The organism is Bradyrhizobium centrolobii (assembly GCF_001641635.1).
Taxonomy (GTDB): domain Bacteria; phylum Pseudomonadota; class Alphaproteobacteria; order Rhizobiales; family Xanthobacteraceae; genus Bradyrhizobium; species Bradyrhizobium centrolobii.
Genome location: NZ_LUUB01000063.1, coordinates 129,486 through 149,660, shown reverse-complemented (window position 1 = coordinate 149,660; position 20,175 = coordinate 129,486). Strand labels below are relative to the sequence as shown.

Below are 20,175 nucleotides of genomic sequence, written 5' to 3'. Positions count from 1 at the left end.
CAAGTCTTGCACCCGGCATGGTTAATAAAGCGTTTCGGGGGCGAGGTACGACGTTGGGCGCAACGAGCACGGTGCGCTCCCTCTCCCGCTTGCGGGGGAGGGTTGGGGTGGGGGTGCTTCCGCGATCGACAATCCCGACGTGGCGANCCGCCGCGCTCGGGACGGTGCTTCGCATCGCCCGGAACGCGTCGACCTCCCCCGCAAGCGGGAGAGGTGCACCGAGTTCGTGGCAGGATCAGGCGCTCACACCGACGCCGATCGGGCAGGACACGCCGGTGCCGCCGAGGCCGCAATAGCCGGCCGGGTTCTTGGCCAGATATTGCTGGTGGTAGTCTTCGGCAAAATAGAACTCGCCGGACGGCGCGATCTCGGTGGTGATCGCTCCGAGCCCCTTGGCCGTGAGCGCCTTCTGATAGAGCGCCTTCGACTGTTCGGCAGCGGCCCTTTGCGCATCAGAATAAGTGTAGATCGCGCTTCGGTACTGCGTGCCGACGTCGTTGCCCTGGCGCATGCCCTGCGTCGGGTTGTGGTTCTCCCAGAACGCCTTCAACAGCCGCTCGTAGGAGATCTTCTTCGGATCGAACACGACCAGCACCACCTCGGTGTGGCCGGTGCGCCCCGAACAGACTTCCTCGTAGGTCGGGTTCGGCGTGTGACCGCCGGCATAGCCGACAGCGGTGACGTGCACGCCATCGCCGAGCTCCCAGAACTTGCGCTCGGCGCCCCAGAAGCAGCCGAGCCCGAACACGGCCTGCTCCAGGCCCGCGGGATAAGGCGCCTTGAGCTGCGCGCCGTTGACGAAATGGGTGGTCGCGGTCGGAATCGGTTGCGCACGGCCCGGCAGCGCTTCGGCTGCGCTCGGCAGTGCGGTGGTCTTGCGCATGAACAGCATGATCGGATCTCCGTGACGAGCTGTTCGTCGCCCGGCTCTAGCGTCAAGGTCAGGCGCTCGGGCGGCGTGCTCGCGGGTAACGGGTGGAATATAGGCAATTACGCCTGGAGGGGCAGCCTTGTTACGGCGCCCCCGCACGCGGCTTTAGTCCCGCGTATAGCCGATCAGCGGTTTCCGCGGACGGAACAGGATCATCAGGAGGATGCCGAGAATGCCTAGGACGGCGAAAACCGGCTGGTCCAGGATCAGGCGGATCACCGAGGTCCAGAGCCAGGGCGCCTTGGCCTCGACCCAGGTCCGGAACGCCTGCTGGCTGGCCTGGTGGATATCGTTCCAGAACTGGCCGAAACGGGTGAAGCGGAGGGTCTGGTCGGCCACCCAGCGGGCGCCGTCATAGACCATGAAGATGAAACCGCCGGCCAGCAGCAACAGCCCAATCAGTCGGAAAAAGCCGCGGATCATGCATCACCTTATGTGGCCGACCGGTCGGGCGGCCTCGAAACGCTGCCTGCCAATAGCGGGGCGACGGCAGAAATTCAACCTCATCAGCACGTTACGGCCGGATCCGGGCCGCCCGGGGGCCGGTTTTGCAGCCTCCGAAGGCGTTGACGGTGCGGCAGACCCCCTCTATAAGGGCGCGAACTGGCGGCGGGCGCAATCCCGCCGCCGCTGTTCTTTGAGCAGATGAAGGCGACGCCCGAAAGGCCTAGTGCCGCAAGGCTGTCGCTCATGTTCCGGGAACGGCCTTGCACCGAACACCCTAAATCCGAGCGTCGATTACGCGGTCAAGCAGCCGGCGCTACCCGATCAAGACGCGACCGGTCACCGCAGAGGACATTTGAGACTATGGCCAACACCACTTCCGCCAAGAAAGCGACGCGCAAGATCGCCCGCCGCACCGCCGTCAACAAGTCACGCCGCACCCAGATGCGCGGCGCCGTCCGCACCGTCGAGGAAGCCATCAAGACCGGCGATCGCGCCGCCGCGCTGAAGGCGATGGCGAACGCCGAGCCCGCCTTGATGCGCGCCGCCCAGCGCAACATCATTCACAAGAACAACGCCAGCCGCAAAGTCTCGCGGCTCACGGCGCAGATCGCCAAGCTCGCCAAGTAAGCTTGCTCTGTCATCTGATCGATCGATCCGATCGATCATCGCGCGCGTCAATCAGCCCGGCATCCTTGCCGGGCTTTTTTTATTCCCTGTCATATTCACGCATGCGGTCATGTGACGACCGATCTTCAATGGGAAGATTGGTATCGTCCGCGATATCATTCGTTCCGTAATTTTACCGCTGGTGGTTTTGCAACACCGGAAACTTTCACTGCGTTGCAAAAAGCCCTTGCAGGGCGGGGTTAAGATGAATTTGCGCGTGCGAAGGTTCTGCACACCGCAGATTCACAGGACCACGTAACGTGGTGGAGTTACCCTCCAAAATGAGACTCGAAAAACGATGTTTCGATAATCACTTATCCACATAGCAGGGACAACCATTTGGAAAACGAGCTCACGCGGCACTCGCGTGAAGGTTTTGTAAAATATTTTTGGCTGCCGTCCGGAAATTGTCACACTGCGGGTTGTGCTCTCGATTCTCTACGCCGATTCAAAAACTTGGTCTCAGGTCCGTGAACCAGCCGCGCGCGGCGTTAACGCAGATCAAGAATTTGGACGCCTCAAGTGTGAATCAATTTCGTTGCGAGTCTTTCCGCATCGTGTATTCCTTAAGTCGTTCGCGGCGCCCACGATCTTCAGACCAGCGCGGTTTAGGAAACGAGGCGAGCGTGTAAATCGGCGGCGGTCTGCACGTTGGCGACGCTTTACCAAGCGATTGTCGGTTCAAAACCCATAGCAATATGGGAACGGTAGCTCTTTGTCTGAATGTCTCCAAGCGGGGCATACATGTCTCGCTCGCGTCAGACGCAAGTGAGAGACGTGCCGAGGGCTACCCGACAAGCGTGAAGGCGAAGCCGGGTGAACGACTAGTACATACGGGCAGGACAATTCGCGACCGGAGCGTTTCCGACGCAGTTGTCTTTTAGACACGCAGGACCTTGCCGTGAGCAATCACGGCAGGACGGGGAGGTACCATGTCTTACGGACTCAACGCGGTATTGAAGCAAGCTTCTCATTCCAACCAAGCTTCTCATTCCAACGATGCCGTTCTAGATCAGTCCGACCTCCAGCCTCCCGCGTGTGACGGAGCGCCGAGTACGCGCTGACCTCGCGACCCCCCCATCTCTGACATCGCTGATCGGACCCGCGGCGTCTTTGCCGAACGGTCGAGCCATGCCTGACGATGGAATCGCGTGAGGTCACGCCATGGCAGGAACCCTGCATGGCGCTCACAACGCAACTTTATCTCTCAAGAGAAGTTTTTCGACGATGACGACATCGGAACAGGATCGCTGGTCACGCGTGAAGGGACGGCTGCGCTCGAGCGTTGGTGAAGACGTCTATACGAGCTGGTTTGCACGCATGGATCTGGAAGGGGTGCAGGACGAGAGCGTGCGGCTTTCGGTTCCGACCCGCTTCCTGAAGAGCTGGATCCAGGCCCATTATGCCGAGCGCGTGCTGTCGTGCTGGCAGGCCGAAATGCCGGAGGTGCATCGCATCGATCTGACCGTTCGCTCGGCGGTGCGGCCCACCACGCCCCCCAAGGAAGCGCCCGCGCCGGTCGAGGCACGACGTGCACCCGCACCGGAGCTGCGCTCGACGGCGACCGCGCCGGTCTCCGCCAATCACGATGCGCTCGGCGGCTCGCCGCTCGATCCGCGCCTGACCTTCGCGAGCTTCGTCGTCGGCCGTTCCAACACGCTGGCGCATGCGGCGGCGCGCCAGGTCGCGGAGGGACGCAGAGGCGATCCCGTGATGTTCAACCCGCTCTACATTCATGCCGGCGTTGGCCTCGGCAAGACGCATCTGCTCCAGGCGGTGACCTGGGCCGGCAATTCCGGCAACGAGCGCAAGGTGCTCTATCTCACCGCGGAGAAATTCATGTACGGCTTCGTCGCTGCGCTGAAGACGCAGACGGCACTGGCCTTCAAGGAAGCGCTGCGCGGCATCGACGTGCTCGTCATCGACGATCTCCAGTTCTTGCAGGGCAAGTCGACGCAGGCCGAGTTCTGTCACACGCTGAACGCGCTGATCGACGCCGGCCGCCAGGTCGTGATCGCGGCCGATCGTCCGCCGTCCGACCTTGAAAGCCTCGACGACCGCGTTCGCTCGCGGCTCGCCGGCGGCCTCGTGGTCGAGATGGGTTCGCTGGGCGAAGAGTTGCGGCTTGGTATCCTCAAGTCGCGCGTCGCAGCGGCCCGCACCCACCATGCGACCTTCGACGTGCCGGAGGAGGTGCTGAACTATCTGTCACGCGCCATCACCCATAACGGCCGCGATCTCGAAGGCGCGATCAACCGGCTTCTGGCGCATTCCAAGCTCAACAACCAGCCGGTGACGCTGGAGATGGCCGAGCGCGAGGTGCGCGACCTGATCCGGCCGCAGGAGCCCAAGCGCATCAAGATCGAGGACATCCAGCGCGTGGTGGCGCGGCAGTATAATGTCAGCCGCTCCGACCTCCTGTCCTCGCGCCGCACGGCCAACGTGGTCCGCCCGCGCCAGGTGGCGATGTACCTCGCCAAGACGCTGACGCTGCGCTCGCTGCCGGAGATCGGCCGCCGCTTCGGCGGACGCGATCACACCACCGTGCTGCACGCCGTGCGCAAGATCGAGGCACTGGTCGCCAAGGACACGGCGCTGTCCGAAGAGGTCGAGTCGCTCAAGCGCCAGCTTCAGGAATAAACACCTAATTCTTTCACCTCTCCCCGCTTGCGGGGAGAGGTCGAATTCGATCGCAGATCGAATTCGGGTGAGGGGGAGCCTCCGCGCATCCCACTCTCACCGCCCTCGCGGAGACTCCCCCTCACCCCAACCCTCTCCCCGCAAGCGGGGCGCGGGAGCGCAGCTTCCGACGCGGCGACACCGAAATGCCCCTAAATCGTGGGGAACTATCGCTCAATCCCTTGAAACGGAGGGCTTTCCGCGCCACCTTGCGCGACCTCGACGGCTTTGGTCATATCGGCTGGATGATCCGGCTTTTCGGGTTCTTCGGTGCCGTGGCGCGCTTCCGGCCGCCCGGCTTTTCCATCGCTTTTCCATCTTGGGGATCGGGCGGGTAGTGCAATGAAGGTTACGGTCGAACGCGCGCAACTCCTGAAATCGCTGGGCCATGTCCATCGCGTGGTCGAGCGCCGCAACACGATTCCGATCCTCGGCAACGTCCTGCTCCGGGCCGAGAACGCAAAACTGTCGCTCAAGGCGACCGACCTCGACCTCGAAGTGACCGAGACGCTCGCCGCGGAAACCGCGACCGCAGGGTCCACCACCGTGCCGGCGCACATGTTCTACGACATCGTGCGCAAGCTCCCGGACGGCTCGCAGATCGTGCTGGAAGCCGATGGCGACCGCGCCGTGCTGGCGATCCGCGCCGGCCGTTCGCGCTTCACGCTCCAAACGCTGCCGGAGAATGATTTTCCGGATCTCGCCGCCGGCGACATGTCGCATTCCTTCTCGCTCGCCGCCAAGGACGTGAAGCGGCTGATCGACCGCACCCAGTTCGCGATCTCCACCGAGGAGACGCGCTACTATCTCAACGGCATCTATCTGCATGCCGCAGGCACGCCCACGGCCGCCACCCTGCGCGGTGTCGCCACCGACGGCCATCGCCTCGCCCAGCTCGACCTCGTCCAGCCCACCGGCGCCGCCGGCATGCCCGGCGTGATCGTGCCGCGCAAGACGGTCGGCGAGGTACAGCGCCTGATCGAGGACACCGAGGCCGAGATCACGATCGAGCTGTCGCAGGCCAAGATCCGCTTCACCATCGGCAACGTCGTTCTGACCTCGAAGCTGATCGACGGCACCTTCCCCGACTACGGCCGCGTCATTCCGCAGAACAACGACAAGGAACTCGTCGTCGACAAGAAGGATTTTGAGAACGCGGTCGACCGCGTCTCGACGATCTCCAGCGAACGCGGCCGCGCCGTCAAACTGTCGCTGTCGGCGGGCAAGCTGGTGCTGTCGGTGACCAATCCGGATTCCGGCAGCGCGACCGAAGAGCTCGAGGTCGAATACGCCTCCGACGCCCTCGATATCGGCTTCAACTCTCGCTATTTGCTCGACATTGCCGCCCAGATCGAAGGCGACGTCGCAACGCTGAAACTCGCCGACCCCGGCTCCCCGACCCTCGTGCAGGACCGCGACGACAGGAGCGCGCTGTACGTGCTGATGCCGATGCGGGTGTGAGGGGGAGATTTCCTCCTCTCGTCATGGCCGGGCTTGACCCGGCCATCCATCGAACAAGATGACCTATTGGGTGTACATTCTCGCCAGCAAGCCCGGTGGAACGCTGTATATCGGCGTCACCAACAACTTGGTCAGACGCGTCTACGAACATCGCGAAGGCTTGGCGGAGGGGTTCACCAAACGTTACGGGGTGAAGACCCTGGTCTATTTTGAGGCGCACGAAACGATCGCGGCTGCACTTCAACCCGAAAAGAACATCAAGCATTGGTCGCGCGAGTGGAAGATCGATCTGATCGTGAAGAGCAATCCCGAGTGGCGAGACCTATATGATGAAATCGTCCGCTGACGCGGACGATGGATTGCCGGGTCAAGCCCGGCAATGACGAGCTAACATGACCCCCTCCCGCATTCATCGCCTGACGCTGACGCATTTTCGCAATTACCGGGCGGCGGGGCTCGAGACGGCGGCTGACATGGTGGCGCTGGTCGGGCCGAACGGGGCGGGCAAGACCAATTGCATCGAGGCGATCTCGTTCCTGTCGCCGGGACGGGGCTTGCGGCGGGCGACGCTGGAAGACGTCGCCGACAACCAGGGCGACGGCTCCTGGGCGGTCTCGGCGCAGGTCGAGGGCGCGCTGGGCCTGGCCACGCTCGGCACCGGCATCGATACGCCGCGCCCCGACAGCGCCGTCAGCCGCCGCTGCCGCATCGACCGCGAACCGGTCAATTCGGCCGCAGCATTCGGCGACCACATCCGCATGGTGTGGCTGACGCCGGCGATGGACGGGCTGTTCATGGGCGCTGCGTCCGAACGGCGGCGCTTCTTCGACCGCCTGGTGCTTGCCATCGACAGCGAGCATTCCAGCCGCATCAACGCACTCGAGCGCGCCCTGCGCTCGCGCAACCGCCTGCTCGAGACGCGCAATTACGACGACCATTGGTGTGACGCGATCGAGCGCGAGACCGCGGAGCTCGCGGTCGCGGTGGCCGCGACCCGCGGCCAGACCGCGGCGCGGCTCACCGGCATGCTCAACACGCGTGCGCAAGCCTCCGCCTTTCCGTCGGCGCAGATCGCGCTCGACGGCTGGATGGAGAACGCGCTGCTCACCGAGACCGCGACGTCGGTCGAGGATCGCTACCGCCAGATCCTGCGCGACAACCGCCCGCGCGACGGCATCGCCGGCCGCACCACCGACGGTCCGCATCTCACCGATCTTCAGGTCGTCTACGCGCCGAAAGGCATGCCGGCGCGCGACGCCTCGACCGGTGAGCAGAAGGCGCTGCTGATCGGCCTCGTGCTGGCGCATGCGACGCTGGTCGCCGAGATGACCGGCATCGTGCCGCTGCTACTGCTCGACGAGGTGGTCGCGCATCTCGATCCGAACCGGCGCGCGGCGCTGTTCGAGGAGCTGCGCAAGCTCGGCGCGCAGGTCTGGCTGACCGGCGCGGACCCGGCCGCCTTCGCCGAAATCGGTGCCGGCGGCGAGGTCTTTGACGTCGAGAGTGGACGGGTGACGGCGCGGCGGTAGAACCTCCCGGTTCCTGCTTGTCTGAGGCCGCGCCGACGGGTGTCGCAGCCATCGCGCGATGACATTTGAAACGCGCGACATTCTTGGAAAGTGACAATGCGGACGGTAAGGCTCGGGGCGAGAGTCCCGGCACGATGGCGGCCGTTTACGGCCGCTTAAACTCTACTGAACTTCAAAGCCTTCTCAGGGCGCCTCCGGCGCCTCGGAACCGGTGCCGCCACACCGGAAAAATCCGGCGATTCTCGATGCCGAAAAGTGCCCTCGAATCGGGCTTTTCGCGCGCCCAAGAATCGGCCTCCGAACGCCTTGAAAACCGGCCAAAAATCCCTATCTGCTCAAAGGGTTGCGGGAGGATACTTTGCGCTAGGCGCAACGCTCCTTTCATGGCACAAATAGCATCCAAATCAGCGCCTTTTGCGCCGCTGATTCGGCGACATCCTCGAAGGCCTCTCATGACAGAACCTGCTCGGCAGCCGCGTGCCGAAAACGAGCCGTCCAACGCGAGCGAATACGGCGCGGAATCGATCCGTGTGCTCAAGGGCCTCGATGCCGTCCGCAAGCGTCCGGGCATGTATATCGGCGACACCGACGACGGTTCGGGCCTGCACCACATGGTCTACGAGGTCGTCGACAACGCGATCGACGAGGCTCTCGCGGGCCATGCCACGCGCGTGGACGTCGTGCTCAATGCCGACAATTCCGTCACCGTGCGCGACGACGGCCGCGGCATTCCCGTCGACATCCACAAGGGCGAAGGCATCTCGGCGGCCGAGGTCATCATGACCCAGCTCCACGCCGGCGGAAAGTTCGACCAGAACTCCTACAAGGTCTCCGGCGGCCTGCACGGCGTCGGCGTCTCCGTGGTCAACGCGCTGTCGAGCAAGCTCATGCTTCGCATCTGGCGCGACAACAAGGAGCACTACATCGAATTCGCCCACGGCGATTCCGTCGCACCGCTGAAGGTCGTCGGCGATGCGCCCGGCAAGCGCGGCACCGAGGTGACGTTCCTGGCCTCGACCGAGACCTTCAAGAACGTCGAGTATGATTTCGCCACGCTCGAGCATCGCCTGCGCGAGCTCGCCTTCCTCAATTCCGGCGTCAACATCATCCTCTCCGACATGCGCCATGCGGTCGAGAAGCGCGAGGAGATGCACTATTCCGGCGGTGTCGAGGAGTTCGTCAAATATCTCGACCGCAACAAGAAGGCGATTGTGCCGGCTCCGATCATGGTGCGCTCGGAAGCCAATGGCATCGGCGTCGAGGCGGCGCTGTGGTGGAACGACAGCTACCACGAGAACGTGCTCTGCTTCACCAACAACATCCCGCAGCGCGACGGCGGCACCCATCTCGCCGGCTTCCGCGGCGCGCTGACGCGCCAGGTCAACGGCTACGCCGAAGCCAACGCCAAGAAGGAAAAGATCGCGCTCACCGGCGACGATTGCCGTGAAGGCTTGACCGCCGTGCTGTCGGTGAAGGTGCCGGATCCGAAGTTCTCGTCGCAGACCAAGGACAAGCTGGTGTCCTCGGAAGTCCGCCCCGTGGTCGAGAACGTACTCAACGAAGCACTCCAGGCCTGGTTTGAGGAACACCCCAGCGAAGCCAAGGTGATCGTCGGCAAGGTGATCCAGGCCGCCGCGGCGCGCGAGGCCGCGCGAAAAGCGCGCGAGCTGACCCGCAAAAGTCCGCTCTCGGTCTCCTCGCTTCCCGGCAAGCTCGCCGACTGCCAGGAGAAGGATCCGGCAAAATCCGAGCTGTTCATCGTCGAGGGTGACTCGGCAGGCGGCAGCGCCAAGCAGGGCCGCAACCGCGAGTTCCAGGCCGTGCTGCCGCTGCGCGGCAAGATCCTCAATGTCGAACGCGTCCGTCCCGACAAGATGCTGTCGAGCGAGCAGATCGGCACGCTGATCACGGCGCTCGGCACCGGCATCAGCGACGACTTCTCGATCGAAAAGCTGCGCTATCACAAGATCATCGTGATGACGGACGCCGACGTCGACGGCGCTCACATCCGCACGCTGCTGCTCACCTTCTTCTACCGGCAGATGCGCGACATCATCGACGGCGGCTACCTCTATATCGCCCAGCCGCCGCTCTATAAGGTCTCGCGCGGCAAGTCCGAGCAGTATCTGAAGGACGAGCGGGCGCTGGAGGACTATCTGATCGACGCCGGGCTCGATGACTGCATGTTCGTTCCCGGGACCGGTGGCGATCGCACCGGCCGCGACCTGCGCTCGCTCGTCGACGACGCCCGCGTCGTCCGCAGCATCCTGCGCAACCTGCACAGCCGCTATAACCGCAAGGTCGTCGAGCAGGCCGCCATTACCGGCGTGCTGAACAAAGCGATCTACGGCAATCCCGAGAACGCCACCGCGGCGGCGCAATACATCGCGAGCCGTCTGGACAATCAGGCCGAGGAAGTCGAGCGCGGCTGGGTCGGGCAATTCGTCGAAGGCCAGGGTTTCCTGTTCGAACGCACCGTGCGCGGCGTCAAGGAAGCCGCGATCATCGACGACGCCTTCTTAGGCTCCGCCGAGGCCCGCAAGCTCGACGAGTACACGACGAAGCTCCAGGACATTTATGCGCGCTCCGGCAAGCTGCGGCGCAAGGATACCGAGCACGTCATCCATGGCCCGACCGACCTGTTCGAGGCGGTCACCGACTCCGGCCGCAAGGGCATCACGCTGCAGCGCTACAAAGGGCTGGGCGAGATGAACCCCGAGCAGCTCTGGGAGACGACGCTGGACACCGACGCGCGTTCGCTGCTCCAGGTGAAGGTCAAGGAGGTCGACGAGGCCGACGACATCTTCACCAAGCTGATGGGCGACGTGGTCGAGCCGCGGCGCGACTTCATCCAGGAACATTCGCTGAGCGCGACGATCGATATCTAAGGCGCGATGAGATTGGGTGCAGTCGGCTGCCTGGCTTCACCTCTCCCCAACGGGGAGAGGTCGGATTGCGCAGCAATCCGGGTGAGGGGCCGCGGCATCCAGTGAGACTGTAACCCCTCACCCGGATCGCATCTTCGATGCGATCCGACCTCTCCCTACGGGAGAGGTAATCAAGGGCCGGCACCGATTAAACCAAAACTCATTCGGCCCCTGTAAGCTCAGGGGTGGCGCCGGTGAACCTGACCAGCCGCCGCGGCGACGAAGTGGCGTGAACCCATTGGCCTGTTCCGGCCGCGAAGCGTCATGCCATGGCAAGCTCTGCGACCACCCCTGCTCTGCCCTCCCGCGGCTCGGCGTGATCGGCAGCCTCATCGGCATGCTGGCGCTGATCGCGGCGGTGCTGCCGCATTGGGTCGTGCCGATGATCTATCCGCCGCCACCGGCGGATCAGGTGATCGTCGACACCGGTCATCGCATCAAGGACCGCCTGATCGCGCACGCTAAGGGCATCGAATATCAGGCGCCGAAACCCGAAAAGTCGGCTGGACGGAGCTGGAGCGAAACAGCTTCGGCCGCAGCGATCTCGCTCGGCCTGCTCGCGATCCTGTTCGCGGTGCTTTCGCTGGTGTTCCGCGAAGAGAAGCTGCTCGCCGCGGTGGCCGGCGTGCTCGGTGCCGGGGCCATCGCCGTCGAAATCTCGTTCTTCATCATCTACGCGCTGATCGCGATCGCCATCCTCTATGTGGTGGCGAGCATCATCGGCCTGTTCTGAAGGCCGCCCTCCGTGCCTGAGGAACGAGCCTGAACCGCGGCAAGCGCAATTGCTACCGCGCTCAATTCTCTGTATTTTCCGCTTCCCGAAAGCAGCCCCACCAACAGGACAGCGAGAACCGACGTGGCGCCCATCCAATACATCGTCGAGGGCGGTCACCGGCTCTCGGGTTCGATCGAGCCGTCCGGCAACAAGAACTCGGCGCTGCCGATCATTGCGGCCGCGCTGCTCACGGAACATCCGGTCACGCTGGAGAATGTGCCGCGCATCCGCGACACGGAGACGCTGGTCGAGCTGATCCGCTCGGTCGGCGCGTCGGCCGAATGGCGCGCCCGCAACACGCTTCACATCCACGCCAAGAGCATCCGCGCCGCCGATCTCGACCCCGAGCTCTGCATCCGCATCCGCGCCTCGATCCTGCTCGCCGGCCCCCTGCTCGCCCGCTGCGGCGAGGTGATGCTGCCGCCGCCCGGCGGCGACGTCATCGGCCGGCGCCGGCTGGACACGCATGTGCTGGCGCTGGAGCAGCTCGGCGCCAAGGTGACCGCCACCGACCGCCTGGAGTTCCGCGCGCCCAAGCTCACGGGTGCGGACGTATTCCTGGATGAGCCCAGCGTCACCGCAACCGAGAACGCGCTGGTCGCGGCGGTCGCCGCTGACGGCGTCACCTATTTGCGCAACGCGGCCTCCGAGCCGCATGTGCAGGACCTCGCCAACTTCCTGGTCGCGCTCGGCGCCAAGATCGAGGGCATCGGCACCAACACCGTGGTCGTGCACGGGCAGGCCGCGCTCGGCGCGGCCACCTATTGCATCCAGCCCGACCATATCGAAGTCGGCTCGCTGATCGGGCTTGCCGCCGTGACGCGTTCGCCGCTTCGCATCGTGCGCGCCGGCGTCGAGCACCTGCGCTCGATCCGCATGGGCTTCGAGCGGCTCGGCATCGTCTGCCGCGTCGAGGGCGACGACCTGATCGTGCCCTCCAACCAGACCCTGAAGATCCAGGACGATTTTGGCGGTCATGTGCCGAAGCTGGAGGACCAGCCCTGGCCGGCCTTTCCGGCCGATCTGATGTCGATCGCCATCGTCACCGCCACGCAATGCGAGGGCGTGATCCTGATGTTCGAGAAGATGTTCGAGTCGCGGATGTTCTTCGTCGACAAGCTGATCGCGATGGGCGCGCGCATCGTGCTGTGCGATCCGCACCGCGCCATCATCGCCGGTCCCAGCCGCCTGCGCGGCGCATCGATGATCTCGCCCGACATCCGCGCCGGCATGGCCATGCTGCTCGCCGCGGTCTGCGCCGAGGGCACCTCGACGATCAACAACGCCGACCAGATCGAGCGCGGCTATGAGCGCATCGAGGAGCGGCTCAACGCGCTCGGCGCGAAGATCAAGCGCGTGCCTGAGCGCAAGAGCTGAGGCGGCTTTCCCCTCTCCCCGCTCGCGGGGAGAGGCCGGAATTTGCAAGAGCAAATTCCGGGTGAGGGGGACTCTCCGCGAGTTCAACTCTCACCACCCCGTGGAGACTCCCCCTCACCCCGGCCCTCTCCCCGCAAGCGGGGAGAGGGAGAAAAAGCGAGGGCCATGTTTTCGACGTGTGGCTGTGTTATTGACCAGCCATGCTCGACACCGTCCAACCTCGTCCGCAGCCGCAAGCCGGCGTGCCGCAAAACCATCTCGCCGATGAATTCGCCGAGACGCTGCGGCTCGCCGTGCCGATGATGCTGACGCAGCTCGGGCAGATCGCGATGATCACGACCGATCTCGCGCTGATCGGACGGCTCGGCGAGGACGCGGTCGCCGCGGCGGCGCTGGCGCACACGGTCTATTTCGTCAGCTTCACCTTCGGGCTGGGGCTGATGGCTGCGGTGTCGCCGCTCGCGGCGCAGGCGTTTGGTGCCGGCGATGTCAGGCGAATTCGCCGCTCCTTGCGCGTCGGCTTGTGGGTCGCGCTGCTGATCTCGCTGCCGATGATGGCTTCACCGCTCTATGGCGAGCACATCCTGCTTGCGCTTGGACAGGCGCCGCATTCCGCCGCGCTCGCCCAGCGCTATCTGAACGGACTGGCCTGGGGCATCGCGCCGGCACTCGGCTTCGTCGCGCTGCGCGGCATGATGAGTGCGGTGAACCGGCCACAGGCCCCGCTGTGGATCACGCTCGCGGCGATCCCGGCCAACGCGGCGCTGGTCTACTGCCTGATCCACGGCCTGTTCGGCCTGCCGGAGCTCGGCCTGCTCGGCGCGGGGCTCGCGACCACGCTCGTCAATCTCGGCACCTTCGTCGCCGCGCTCGCCATCGTGGGGTTGCGCAAGCCTTTCGCGGACTACCACCCGCTCGCCCATCTCTGGCGGATCGACTGGCCGCTGATGCGCCAGCTCATCGTCATCGGCGCGCCGATCTCGTTCTCGATGCTGATGGAATATGGCCTGTTCTCCTCGGCCGCGCTGTTGATGGGGCTGATCTCGACCACGGCGCTCGCCGCGCATCAGATCGCGCTCCAGGTTACGGCCGTGCTGTTCATGATCCCGCTCGGCATCGGCATGGCGGCGACGGTGCGGGTCGGCCACGCCTTCGGTCGCAACGAGCCGGGGGCGGTGAGGCGCGCAGGCCTCGTCGCTGCGTTGCTCGGGATCGCGCTCGTCTCGGCCCTGACCATCGCAATCATCCTCGGGCGCTATGCGCTGGGGCGGCTGTTCTTCGGCAGCGACGCAGCAAGCGCGGCCACCGTCGAGCTGACCGCGACGCTGCTCCTGGTCGGCGCGACCTTCTTCATCGCCGACGGCCTCCAGACCATCATGGGCGGAGCGCTGCGCGGCATCAATGACACCCGCATGACGCTGGTGTTCGCGGCAATCGGCTATTGGTGTGTCGCCTTTCCCATCGCCTGGGTGCTGGCTTTCAATGCCGGGCTTGGCGCGGTCGGCGTCTGGACCGGGCTGTCGATCGGAACGTTCGTCTATGCCGGGCTCTTGATCTTGCGCTTTGGGATGCTGACGCGCAGATTGGCGGGATGATCGGGACCGTCCGCGAAGTCACACCCGAGGTCGATGCCGGCGCCGTGCTGGCGGGCGCGCAATTCATCGACGCCTATCGCGTCGAGATCGGCGCGAACGCCATCAATGCCCGCGAGGCCTGCATCCGGATGGTGCTGCACGGGCCGCGCTGGATCGATGCGCTCCTGCGTCTGCGCAACATCCTGGTGAGCCCGTTCGGACTGAAGACATCGGGCGAAGGCGCGCCGGCGCCTTATGGCTTGATCGGCCTGTTTCCGGTGGTCAGCGAAACGCCCGAGCGGCTGGTCGCGGGCTTCAACGACTATCACCTCGACTTCCGCATCGTGGTCGACGTGGCCGGCGATGCGACGCGCCGCCAGGTCACCTCGACCACGCTGGTGCGGACGCATAATCCGCTCGGCCGGACCTATCTCACGCTGATCATGCCCTTCCACAAGCTCGTGGTCCGCAGCATGATGGGACGGATCATGGAGCCGGCGCGATGACCCTTGCAGTCGACCTCTTCTTCTCCTTCCGCAGTCCCTACAGCTATCTGGCACTCCCCAAGACGCTGAAGCTCGTCGAGGACTACGACCTCGCGGTCAATCTGCGCCCGGTCTATCCGCTCGCGGTCCGCGTGCCCGGCTTCTTCAAGAAGACCAATCCGCGATTCATCCGCTATGTCGTGCTCGACAGCAGCCGCGTGGCGCAACACGAAGGCATTCCGTTTCGCTTTCCCGGCCCGATCCGATCGTGCAGGACATGACGACGCTCGAGGTCGCAGCCCAGCAGCCCTACATTCACCGCCTGACCCGGTTAGGTGCCATGGCGCAGCTTGAAGGCCGCTCGCTCGCATTCACCTCTGCGATCGCGCGCGTGCTGTGGGACGGCTCGGTCACGGGATGGAACGAAGGCGATCATCTCTCGCGCGCGGCCGAAAAGGCCGGCTTCGATCTTGCCGCGATGGATGCGGCGATCAGCACTGATGCGGAGCGCTACGAACAGGTGATCGCCGGGAACGAGAAGGACCACGCCGCCTCCGGCCATTGGGGCGTGCCGACCTTCGTCTTCGAGAAAGAGCCGTTCTTCGGCCAGGACCGCATCGATCTCCTGGTCTGGCGCATGCAGGGCAAGGGCCTGATGCGGCGCTAGCTCATTCCGCGGCGCAGGTGCTCACCTCTCCTCAGCGGGGAGAGGTCGGATTGCGCAGCAATCCGGGTCAGGGGCCGCAGCACTCAGCGAGACCTTAACCCCTCACCCGGATCACATCTTCGATGCGATCCGACCTCTCCCTACGGGAGAGGTGAAGCGCGTTCCTCGGCTCGCACCGATTGATTCGGCGCTCATCGCCGTAGGTAGCGAAGGGCTATCTCGGCTGATCCGCAACCCGCGCCGGCTTGTCCACTGCCGCCTCCGACCATTCGCCGACGACACGATCGAGATCGCAGAGATTCTGGTGCATCTGCTCGAGCGAGAAGCCGAGCGCGAAGAAGCGCTCCGCGGTGTCGGCGGGCTGGCCGCGGATCAGGCCATCGTGGCGGACGGCCGCGACCGCCTCGGCGTAATGCTGGAGCGCGAGGTGCACGGGATGGATCGGCGGCGCGCCGGCGCCTTCCCTCAAAGCCGCGGCCGCCGAGCGCAGAAAGCGCGCGATCACGGTCGAGACTTCCGCCAGGGGGCCAGCGAGCCGGGTCTGCACCTCGGCCGGCAGCGGCACCACGGTGGCGCGTCCGATCATCACGACGTCATGGCGCAGCCGCAGGATGGTTCGCAGCAGCGGCCCGGTGTCGGGACCGCTCGACAGGCGCGCCGCGCGCTCGCGCTCGGCCTCGGCGCCGGTGGCGTTGAGACCCACCATCGCGGTGCCGATGCCGTCCTGGATCCGGTGCAGCGCATCGTTGTCGCGGCCGCGTGTGAGCCCTGCGAGCAGTTCGGCGAAGGCATCCGCGATCAGTTCGAGCAGCAGCGCGGCGCTGGCACGGATCTGCCTCACCGCGCGAGATGGCAGCACGAGGAAGGAGACGATCAGCCCCGTGATCGCGCCGACCGCGACCTCGCTGACGCGATCGATCGCCGAGGTCATGGGATCGGAATGATGCATGGTGGGGACCAGCAGCACGATCACCGCCGTCACCGTGGCGGCGCTCAGGCTCGGATTGATCGCGGCGATGAAGGCGAGCGGGGCGACCGACAGCACCAGGAGGCCCAGCAGCCCGGCTTCGCTCGAATACGGAAGCAACACCGCGATAGCCCCGCCATAGATGGCGCCGCCGACCGTGCCGAGCATGTAGTCGCGCGTCGCCTTCAGCGAGCGGCCGACGCTCATCTGGGTGACGATCAGCGAGGTCAGCACCGCCCAGAGCGGCAGCAGCAGATGCAGCGCGGTCGCAATCGCATAGGCCGCGGTCGCCGCCACCGTGACCCGGATTGCCAGCCCCAGTTGCGTCCGTCGCGACCGGAGCCGGTCGAACACCTCTTTTGCGAGTGTCATCATCGAATATCCCGGCCCAATTTCCTCGTAACCGGCCAAAAGCATAGTTGATGCCCGCGGCGGCAAGGCCGCTTGAAAGGCAAAATCAGCCCGCCTAACTTGCCGGTCAAAACGAGGAAACACGATGGCCCACGAAACCGCAACGCTCGCCGCCTATGTCGCCAACCTGAAATATCCTGATATTCCGGCGGAGGTGCTGGATCGCGCCAAGATATTGACCCTCGATTTCCTCGGCAGCGCCATCCGCGCGCGGAGCGAGGCGGAATCGACCCCGTCGCTCCTGAAGATGCTGGAAGCCCTGGCGCTCGACACCAAGGGTGAATCGACCGTGTTCGGCGATGCCAAGACCTGGACGCCGGCGGTCGCGGCGCTGCTCAACGGCGCGCTCGGCCACTCCCTCGACTTCGACGACACCCATGCGGATTCCTCGCTGCATCCGAGCGCACCGGTAGTGCCGGCGGCGTTCGCCGTCGGCGAGATGGTCGGCGCCTCCGGCCGCGACGTGCTGACCGCGATCGTCGCGGGCTACGAGGTCTGCTGCCGGCTCGGCAACGCACTGGACCCGACCTCGCATTATGCGCGCGGCTTCCACCCGACCGCGACGGCGGGCACCTACGGTGCCGCGGCGGCCGCGGCAAAGCTGTTCGGCCTCTCCGAGAAGCAGATTGTCGCCGCCTTCGGCGTCTCCGGCAGCCAAGCCGCAGGCTCGCTGCAATTCCTGATGAACGGCGCCTGGAACAAGCGCTACCAGGTCGGCGCCGCCGCGATGAACGGCGTGATCGCCGCGACGCTCGCGCGCAATGATTTCGTCGGCGCGACGGAATCGGTCGAGGGCAAGCACGGCCTACTCGCCGGCTATACCGACGACGCGCATCCCGACAAGGCGGTCGCCGAGCTCGGCAAGAGCTATGAGACGATGAAGATCGGCGTGAAACCGTATCCGAGCTGCCGCTACACCCATGCCGCGATCGACGCGCTGATCGCGATGCGGCGCGAGCACAATCTGACGCCCGACCAGGTCAAGCGCGTCGAGATCGGGCTGCATCGCAACGGCATCACGCTGACCGGCGATGCCGCGACCAAGCGGCACCCGCGCTCGATCGTCGGCGGCCAGTTCTCGATGTTCTTTACCGGCGCGCTCGCGCTCGACCAGGGCAGCTTCGGCTGGGACGACTACAACCGCCTCGGCGATGCCGCCATCGACGCGCTGGCCGACAAGTTCGACGTGGTGCAGGACGACCGGCTCGAGATCGGCCGCACCCATCCCTTCGGCGCGCGCGTCAGCATCACCACCGACGACGGCGTGCACGAGCGGCTCTACGCCGATCCCTCCGGCGAGCCGACCTCCTTCCCCGACGCGCAGGCGATGCAGCAGAAATTCCTGACGCTGGCGCGCCCCGTGCTGAACGCGCGGGCGGAGAAGTTTGCGGATGCGATCCTGTCGCTGGAGCGATTCGATCGCGTCGCGAAGGCGACGGAGCTGGGGAGGCAATAGGTTCGCGCCACACGGGCAGTGCACCCTCTCCCCCTGTGGGAGAGGGTGGCTTTGCGAAGCAAAGCCGGGTGAGGGGTCTCTATCCGCGAGCACCTCTTATGCAGTTGAGTTCGCTGATGGAGACCCTCATCCGGCGCTTCGCGCCACCTTCTCCCACAAGGGGAGAAGGGACGAGAGCGCGCTAATTGGCGCCCGCCACCTTCCCCTTCTCGCGCGTTGCCGCAACCACGTCGCGGACGAGATCGAACACGCCATCCGCCTCGGGCGGCCAGTTCGGCGAACGTCCTAACCGCACGATCACCATCTGCTCCGACGGGATCACGATGGTGTACTGCCCGATCGTGCCCTTGGCGAAGAAGGCGTCGCGCGGCCAGCCGTGCTCGACGCGGTAGGTCGCGCCAAAACTGTCGCCCTGGTTGCTCCAGAAGCCGGCGCCAATGCCGACCCACGCGTTCTGTGTGGCTGACGCGGAGTAGCCCACCCAACCCTCCGGCAGGATGCGCCTGCCGCCGGCGACGCCGTCGTTGAGATAGAGCTGGCCGAAGCGCGCCCAGTCGCGCGCGGATTTCAGCATCTCGCTCGAGCCCTCCACCGTGCCGGCGCCATCGAGCTGGAGCGTGACATGGCGCATGCCGAGTAGCGCGAACAATTCGCGGCGCGCGAAGCGAAGCACCTCTGAGGGATTGCCGCCGACCGCATTGCGGATCAGATGCGACAGGATGAGGGTATTACCGTCGTGGTAGTTCCAGACGGTCCCCGGCGCCGATTCCAGCGGCATGCTCTCGGCATAGGCCGCCATGTCGGCTTCCATGAACTTCATGCGGTTGACCGGCTCGAGCGCTAGCCGAGCGAGGCCTGGAGCGAGCTGCCAAGCGCAAGGCCGGCGCTGTGGCGCAGGAGGTGATCGACGGAGATGGCGTGGCGCGGGTCATCCGGATAGCGCCAGGCGGCAACCGGCGCGGGTCCGTCGAGCTTCAATTTGCCTTGCCGCACGAGCACGCCTGTCAGCGCCGAGATCACCGATTTCGTCATGGAGAAGCCGAGCAGTGGGGTCTCCGGTCCAACACCGTCCGCATAGCGCTCGGCGATGACGCGGCCGGCCTTCACGACGACAATGGCGCGGGTGCGCCGGCATGGCGGCTGCGCGGGTTCAGTGAAGGCGCGGTCGAGCGCGGCGGCGAGCCCTTCGCTTTGCGGCAGCACGATCGAGGGTCCGGCGATCTCGGGAAGCAGCGCGGGCTGTTTGTCGTCGGGCGGCACCTCGACGTCGGCGATCGCGGTGCCATGCTCCAGCGTGCAGCCGAGGCCTTCGCGATAGACGGCGTGGCTGCGGCCGATGCCGAACAGCGTGACCGTGACGTCCTTGCGCGTGCGGTCGACCTGGTAGTCCATCGCCCAGGTGATCAGACCGGTTCCGGGCATCGCGTCGGTGGTCTCGGTGAAGGTGCGCCGGGGATCGATGCCCGAGACGAACGTCTCGGCGCAGAGGATATCGGCGACGAAGCCGGTGGCAACCTTCGGCACGTCGCGGGCGCGCGCCGCGCCGAGCGCGAGGCCGGCACAGGCGACGGTGACGGTGAGGAGGATGATCTTGCGGCGGGTCAACGGCGTTCTCCGGCTGGGACGAGGTGTGGCCGCAAGGAAACCGGAGCGGATCGATGTCTGCTCGCCGGATTTGGAAACGAGCTCGTCGAAATTGCGCGCGGGCTCGCCGATTCTGAAAATATTCAATGATTCCTGGCTCTTGAGAGGGAGGAAGCCGCCTCCGCAGCAACGGTGCACTCCCTCTCCCCGTTCTTTCGGGGAGAGGGTTGGGGTGAGGG

General features: G+C 65.3%; 14 protein-coding genes and 2 pseudogenes. 12 read left to right on the top strand and 4 right to left on the bottom strand.

Features of this window, described 5'->3' with window-relative positions; genetic code table 11:
* Positions 1-235: 235 nt before the first annotated feature.
* The gene (gene msrA, locus AYJ54_RS20740) at positions 236-892 is read right to left on the bottom strand and encodes a peptide-methionine (S)-S-oxide reductase MsrA (protein WP_063701698.1); all 657 of its coding nucleotides are present in this window, start codon (positions 890-892) and stop codon (positions 236-238) included.
* A gap of 144 nt (positions 893-1,036) precedes the next feature.
* Positions 1,037-1,354 (bottom strand): hypothetical protein, encoded by a 318-nt coding sequence (locus AYJ54_RS20735; RefSeq protein ID WP_063701697.1) that lies wholly within the window; start codon positions 1,352-1,354, stop codon positions 1,037-1,039.
* 384 nt (positions 1,355-1,738) lie between these two features.
* Between AYJ54_RS20735 and rpsT the strand changes: the two genes are divergently transcribed.
* The 11 genes and pseudogenes from rpsT to AYJ54_RS20680 all read left to right on the top strand — a co-directional run bounded on the left by rpsT (position 1,739) and on the right by AYJ54_RS20680 (position 15,518).
* Complete coding sequence (gene rpsT / locus AYJ54_RS20730; protein WP_063701695.1) at positions 1,739-2,005, top strand: 30S ribosomal protein S20; 267 nt, start codon at positions 1,739-1,741, stop codon at positions 2,003-2,005.
* A gap of 1,266 nt (positions 2,006-3,271) precedes the next feature.
* Positions 3,272-4,684, top strand: coding sequence for a chromosomal replication initiator protein DnaA (gene dnaA, locus AYJ54_RS20725; protein ID WP_063701693.1), 1,413 nt, complete (start codon positions 3,272-3,274; stop codon positions 4,682-4,684).
* Positions 4,685-5,065: 381 nt separating this feature from the next.
* Positions 5,066-6,184, top strand: a complete 1,119-nt coding sequence (gene dnaN / locus AYJ54_RS20720) for a DNA polymerase III subunit beta (RefSeq protein ID WP_063701692.1) — start codon at positions 5,066-5,068, stop codon at positions 6,182-6,184.
* A 58-nt stretch (positions 6,185-6,242) separates the two neighbouring features.
* A complete protein-coding gene (locus AYJ54_RS20715) occupies positions 6,243-6,530 on the top strand; it encodes a GIY-YIG nuclease family protein (RefSeq protein ID WP_063701690.1) in 288 nt (95 codons plus the stop codon).
* A gap of 46 nt (positions 6,531-6,576) precedes the next feature.
* Entirely contained in the window at positions 6,577-7,713 is a 1,137-nt protein-coding gene (gene recF, locus AYJ54_RS20710; protein WP_063701688.1) for a DNA replication/repair protein RecF, read from the top strand.
* 452 nt (positions 7,714-8,165) lie between these two features.
* Positions 8,166-10,601 carry a DNA topoisomerase (ATP-hydrolyzing) subunit B gene (gene gyrB / locus AYJ54_RS20705; RefSeq protein ID WP_063701686.1) on the top strand — a complete coding sequence of 812 codons (2,436 nt, stop codon included), beginning with the start codon at positions 8,166-8,168 and terminating at the stop codon, positions 10,599-10,601.
* 268 nt (positions 10,602-10,869) lie between these two features.
* Positions 10,870-11,373: a hypothetical protein gene (locus AYJ54_RS20700; RefSeq protein ID WP_245329081.1), complete on the top strand. Its 504-nt coding sequence runs from the start codon at positions 10,870-10,872 to the stop codon at positions 11,371-11,373.
* A gap of 123 nt (positions 11,374-11,496) precedes the next feature.
* Positions 11,497-12,792, top strand: a complete 1,296-nt coding sequence (gene murA, locus AYJ54_RS20695) for a UDP-N-acetylglucosamine 1-carboxyvinyltransferase (RefSeq protein WP_063701685.1) — start codon at positions 11,497-11,499, stop codon at positions 12,790-12,792.
* Positions 12,793-12,992: 200 nt separating this feature from the next.
* Positions 12,993-14,387 (top strand): MATE family efflux transporter, encoded by a 1,395-nt coding sequence (locus AYJ54_RS20690; RefSeq protein WP_063701683.1) that lies wholly within the window; start codon positions 12,993-12,995, stop codon positions 14,385-14,387.
* Entirely contained in the window at positions 14,384-14,872 is a 489-nt protein-coding gene (locus AYJ54_RS20685; protein WP_063701682.1) for a DUF2867 domain-containing protein, read from the top strand. Before AYJ54_RS20690 ends, AYJ54_RS20685 begins: the two co-directional genes overlap by 4 nt.
* Positions 14,869-15,518 (top strand): annotated as a pseudogene (locus AYJ54_RS20680) (DsbA family protein). Before AYJ54_RS20685 ends, AYJ54_RS20680 begins: the two are co-directional and overlap by 4 nt.
* 214 nt (positions 15,519-15,732) lie before the next feature.
* Here AYJ54_RS20680 and AYJ54_RS20675 read toward each other — a convergent pair.
* Positions 15,733-16,857, bottom strand: coding sequence for an FUSC family protein (locus AYJ54_RS20675; RefSeq protein WP_063701784.1), 1,125 nt, complete (start codon positions 16,855-16,857; stop codon positions 15,733-15,735).
* A 124-nt stretch (positions 16,858-16,981) separates the two neighbouring features.
* On the opposite strand from AYJ54_RS20675, the gene AYJ54_RS20670 reads away from it, so the two are divergent.
* Complete coding sequence (locus AYJ54_RS20670) at positions 16,982-18,352, top strand: MmgE/PrpD family protein (protein WP_063701680.1); 1,371 nt, start codon at positions 16,982-16,984, stop codon at positions 18,350-18,352.
* Positions 18,353-18,533: 181 nt separating this feature from the next.
* Here the strand turns inward: AYJ54_RS20670 and AYJ54_RS20665 are convergent.
* Positions 18,534-19,957 (bottom strand): annotated as a pseudogene (locus AYJ54_RS20665) (serine hydrolase domain-containing protein).
* Between the last annotated feature and the right edge of the window lie 218 nt (positions 19,958-20,175).

Coding starts and splice junctions, on each gene's coding strand:
- msrA (WP_063701698.1), bottom strand. CDS start 892: ATGCTGTTCATGCGCAAGACCACCGCACTGCCGAGCGCAGCCGAAGCG.
- AYJ54_RS20735 (WP_063701697.1), bottom strand. CDS start 1,354: ATGATCCGCGGCTTTTTCCGACTGATTGGGCTGTTGCTGCTGGCCGGC.
- rpsT (WP_063701695.1), top strand. CDS start 1,739: ATGGCCAACACCACTTCCGCCAAGAAAGCGACGCGCAAGATCGCCCGC.
- dnaA (WP_063701693.1), top strand. CDS start 3,272: ATGACGACATCGGAACAGGATCGCTGGTCACGCGTGAAGGGACGGCTG.
- dnaN (WP_063701692.1), top strand. CDS start 5,066: ATGAAGGTTACGGTCGAACGCGCGCAACTCCTGAAATCGCTGGGCCAT.
- AYJ54_RS20715 (WP_063701690.1), top strand. CDS start 6,243: ATGACCTATTGGGTGTACATTCTCGCCAGCAAGCCCGGTGGAACGCTG.
- recF (WP_063701688.1), top strand. CDS start 6,577: ATGACCCCCTCCCGCATTCATCGCCTGACGCTGACGCATTTTCGCAAT.
- gyrB (WP_063701686.1), top strand. CDS start 8,166: ATGACAGAACCTGCTCGGCAGCCGCGTGCCGAAAACGAGCCGTCCAAC.
- AYJ54_RS20690 (WP_063701683.1), top strand. CDS start 12,993: ATGCTCGACACCGTCCAACCTCGTCCGCAGCCGCAAGCCGGCGTGCCG.
- AYJ54_RS20685 (WP_063701682.1), top strand. CDS start 14,384: ATGATCGGGACCGTCCGCGAAGTCACACCCGAGGTCGATGCCGGCGCC.
- AYJ54_RS20675 (WP_063701784.1), bottom strand. CDS start 16,857: ATGACACTCGCAAAAGAGGTGTTCGACCGGCTCCGGTCGCGACGGACG.
- AYJ54_RS20670 (WP_063701680.1), top strand. CDS start 16,982: ATGGCCCACGAAACCGCAACGCTCGCCGCCTATGTCGCCAACCTGAAA.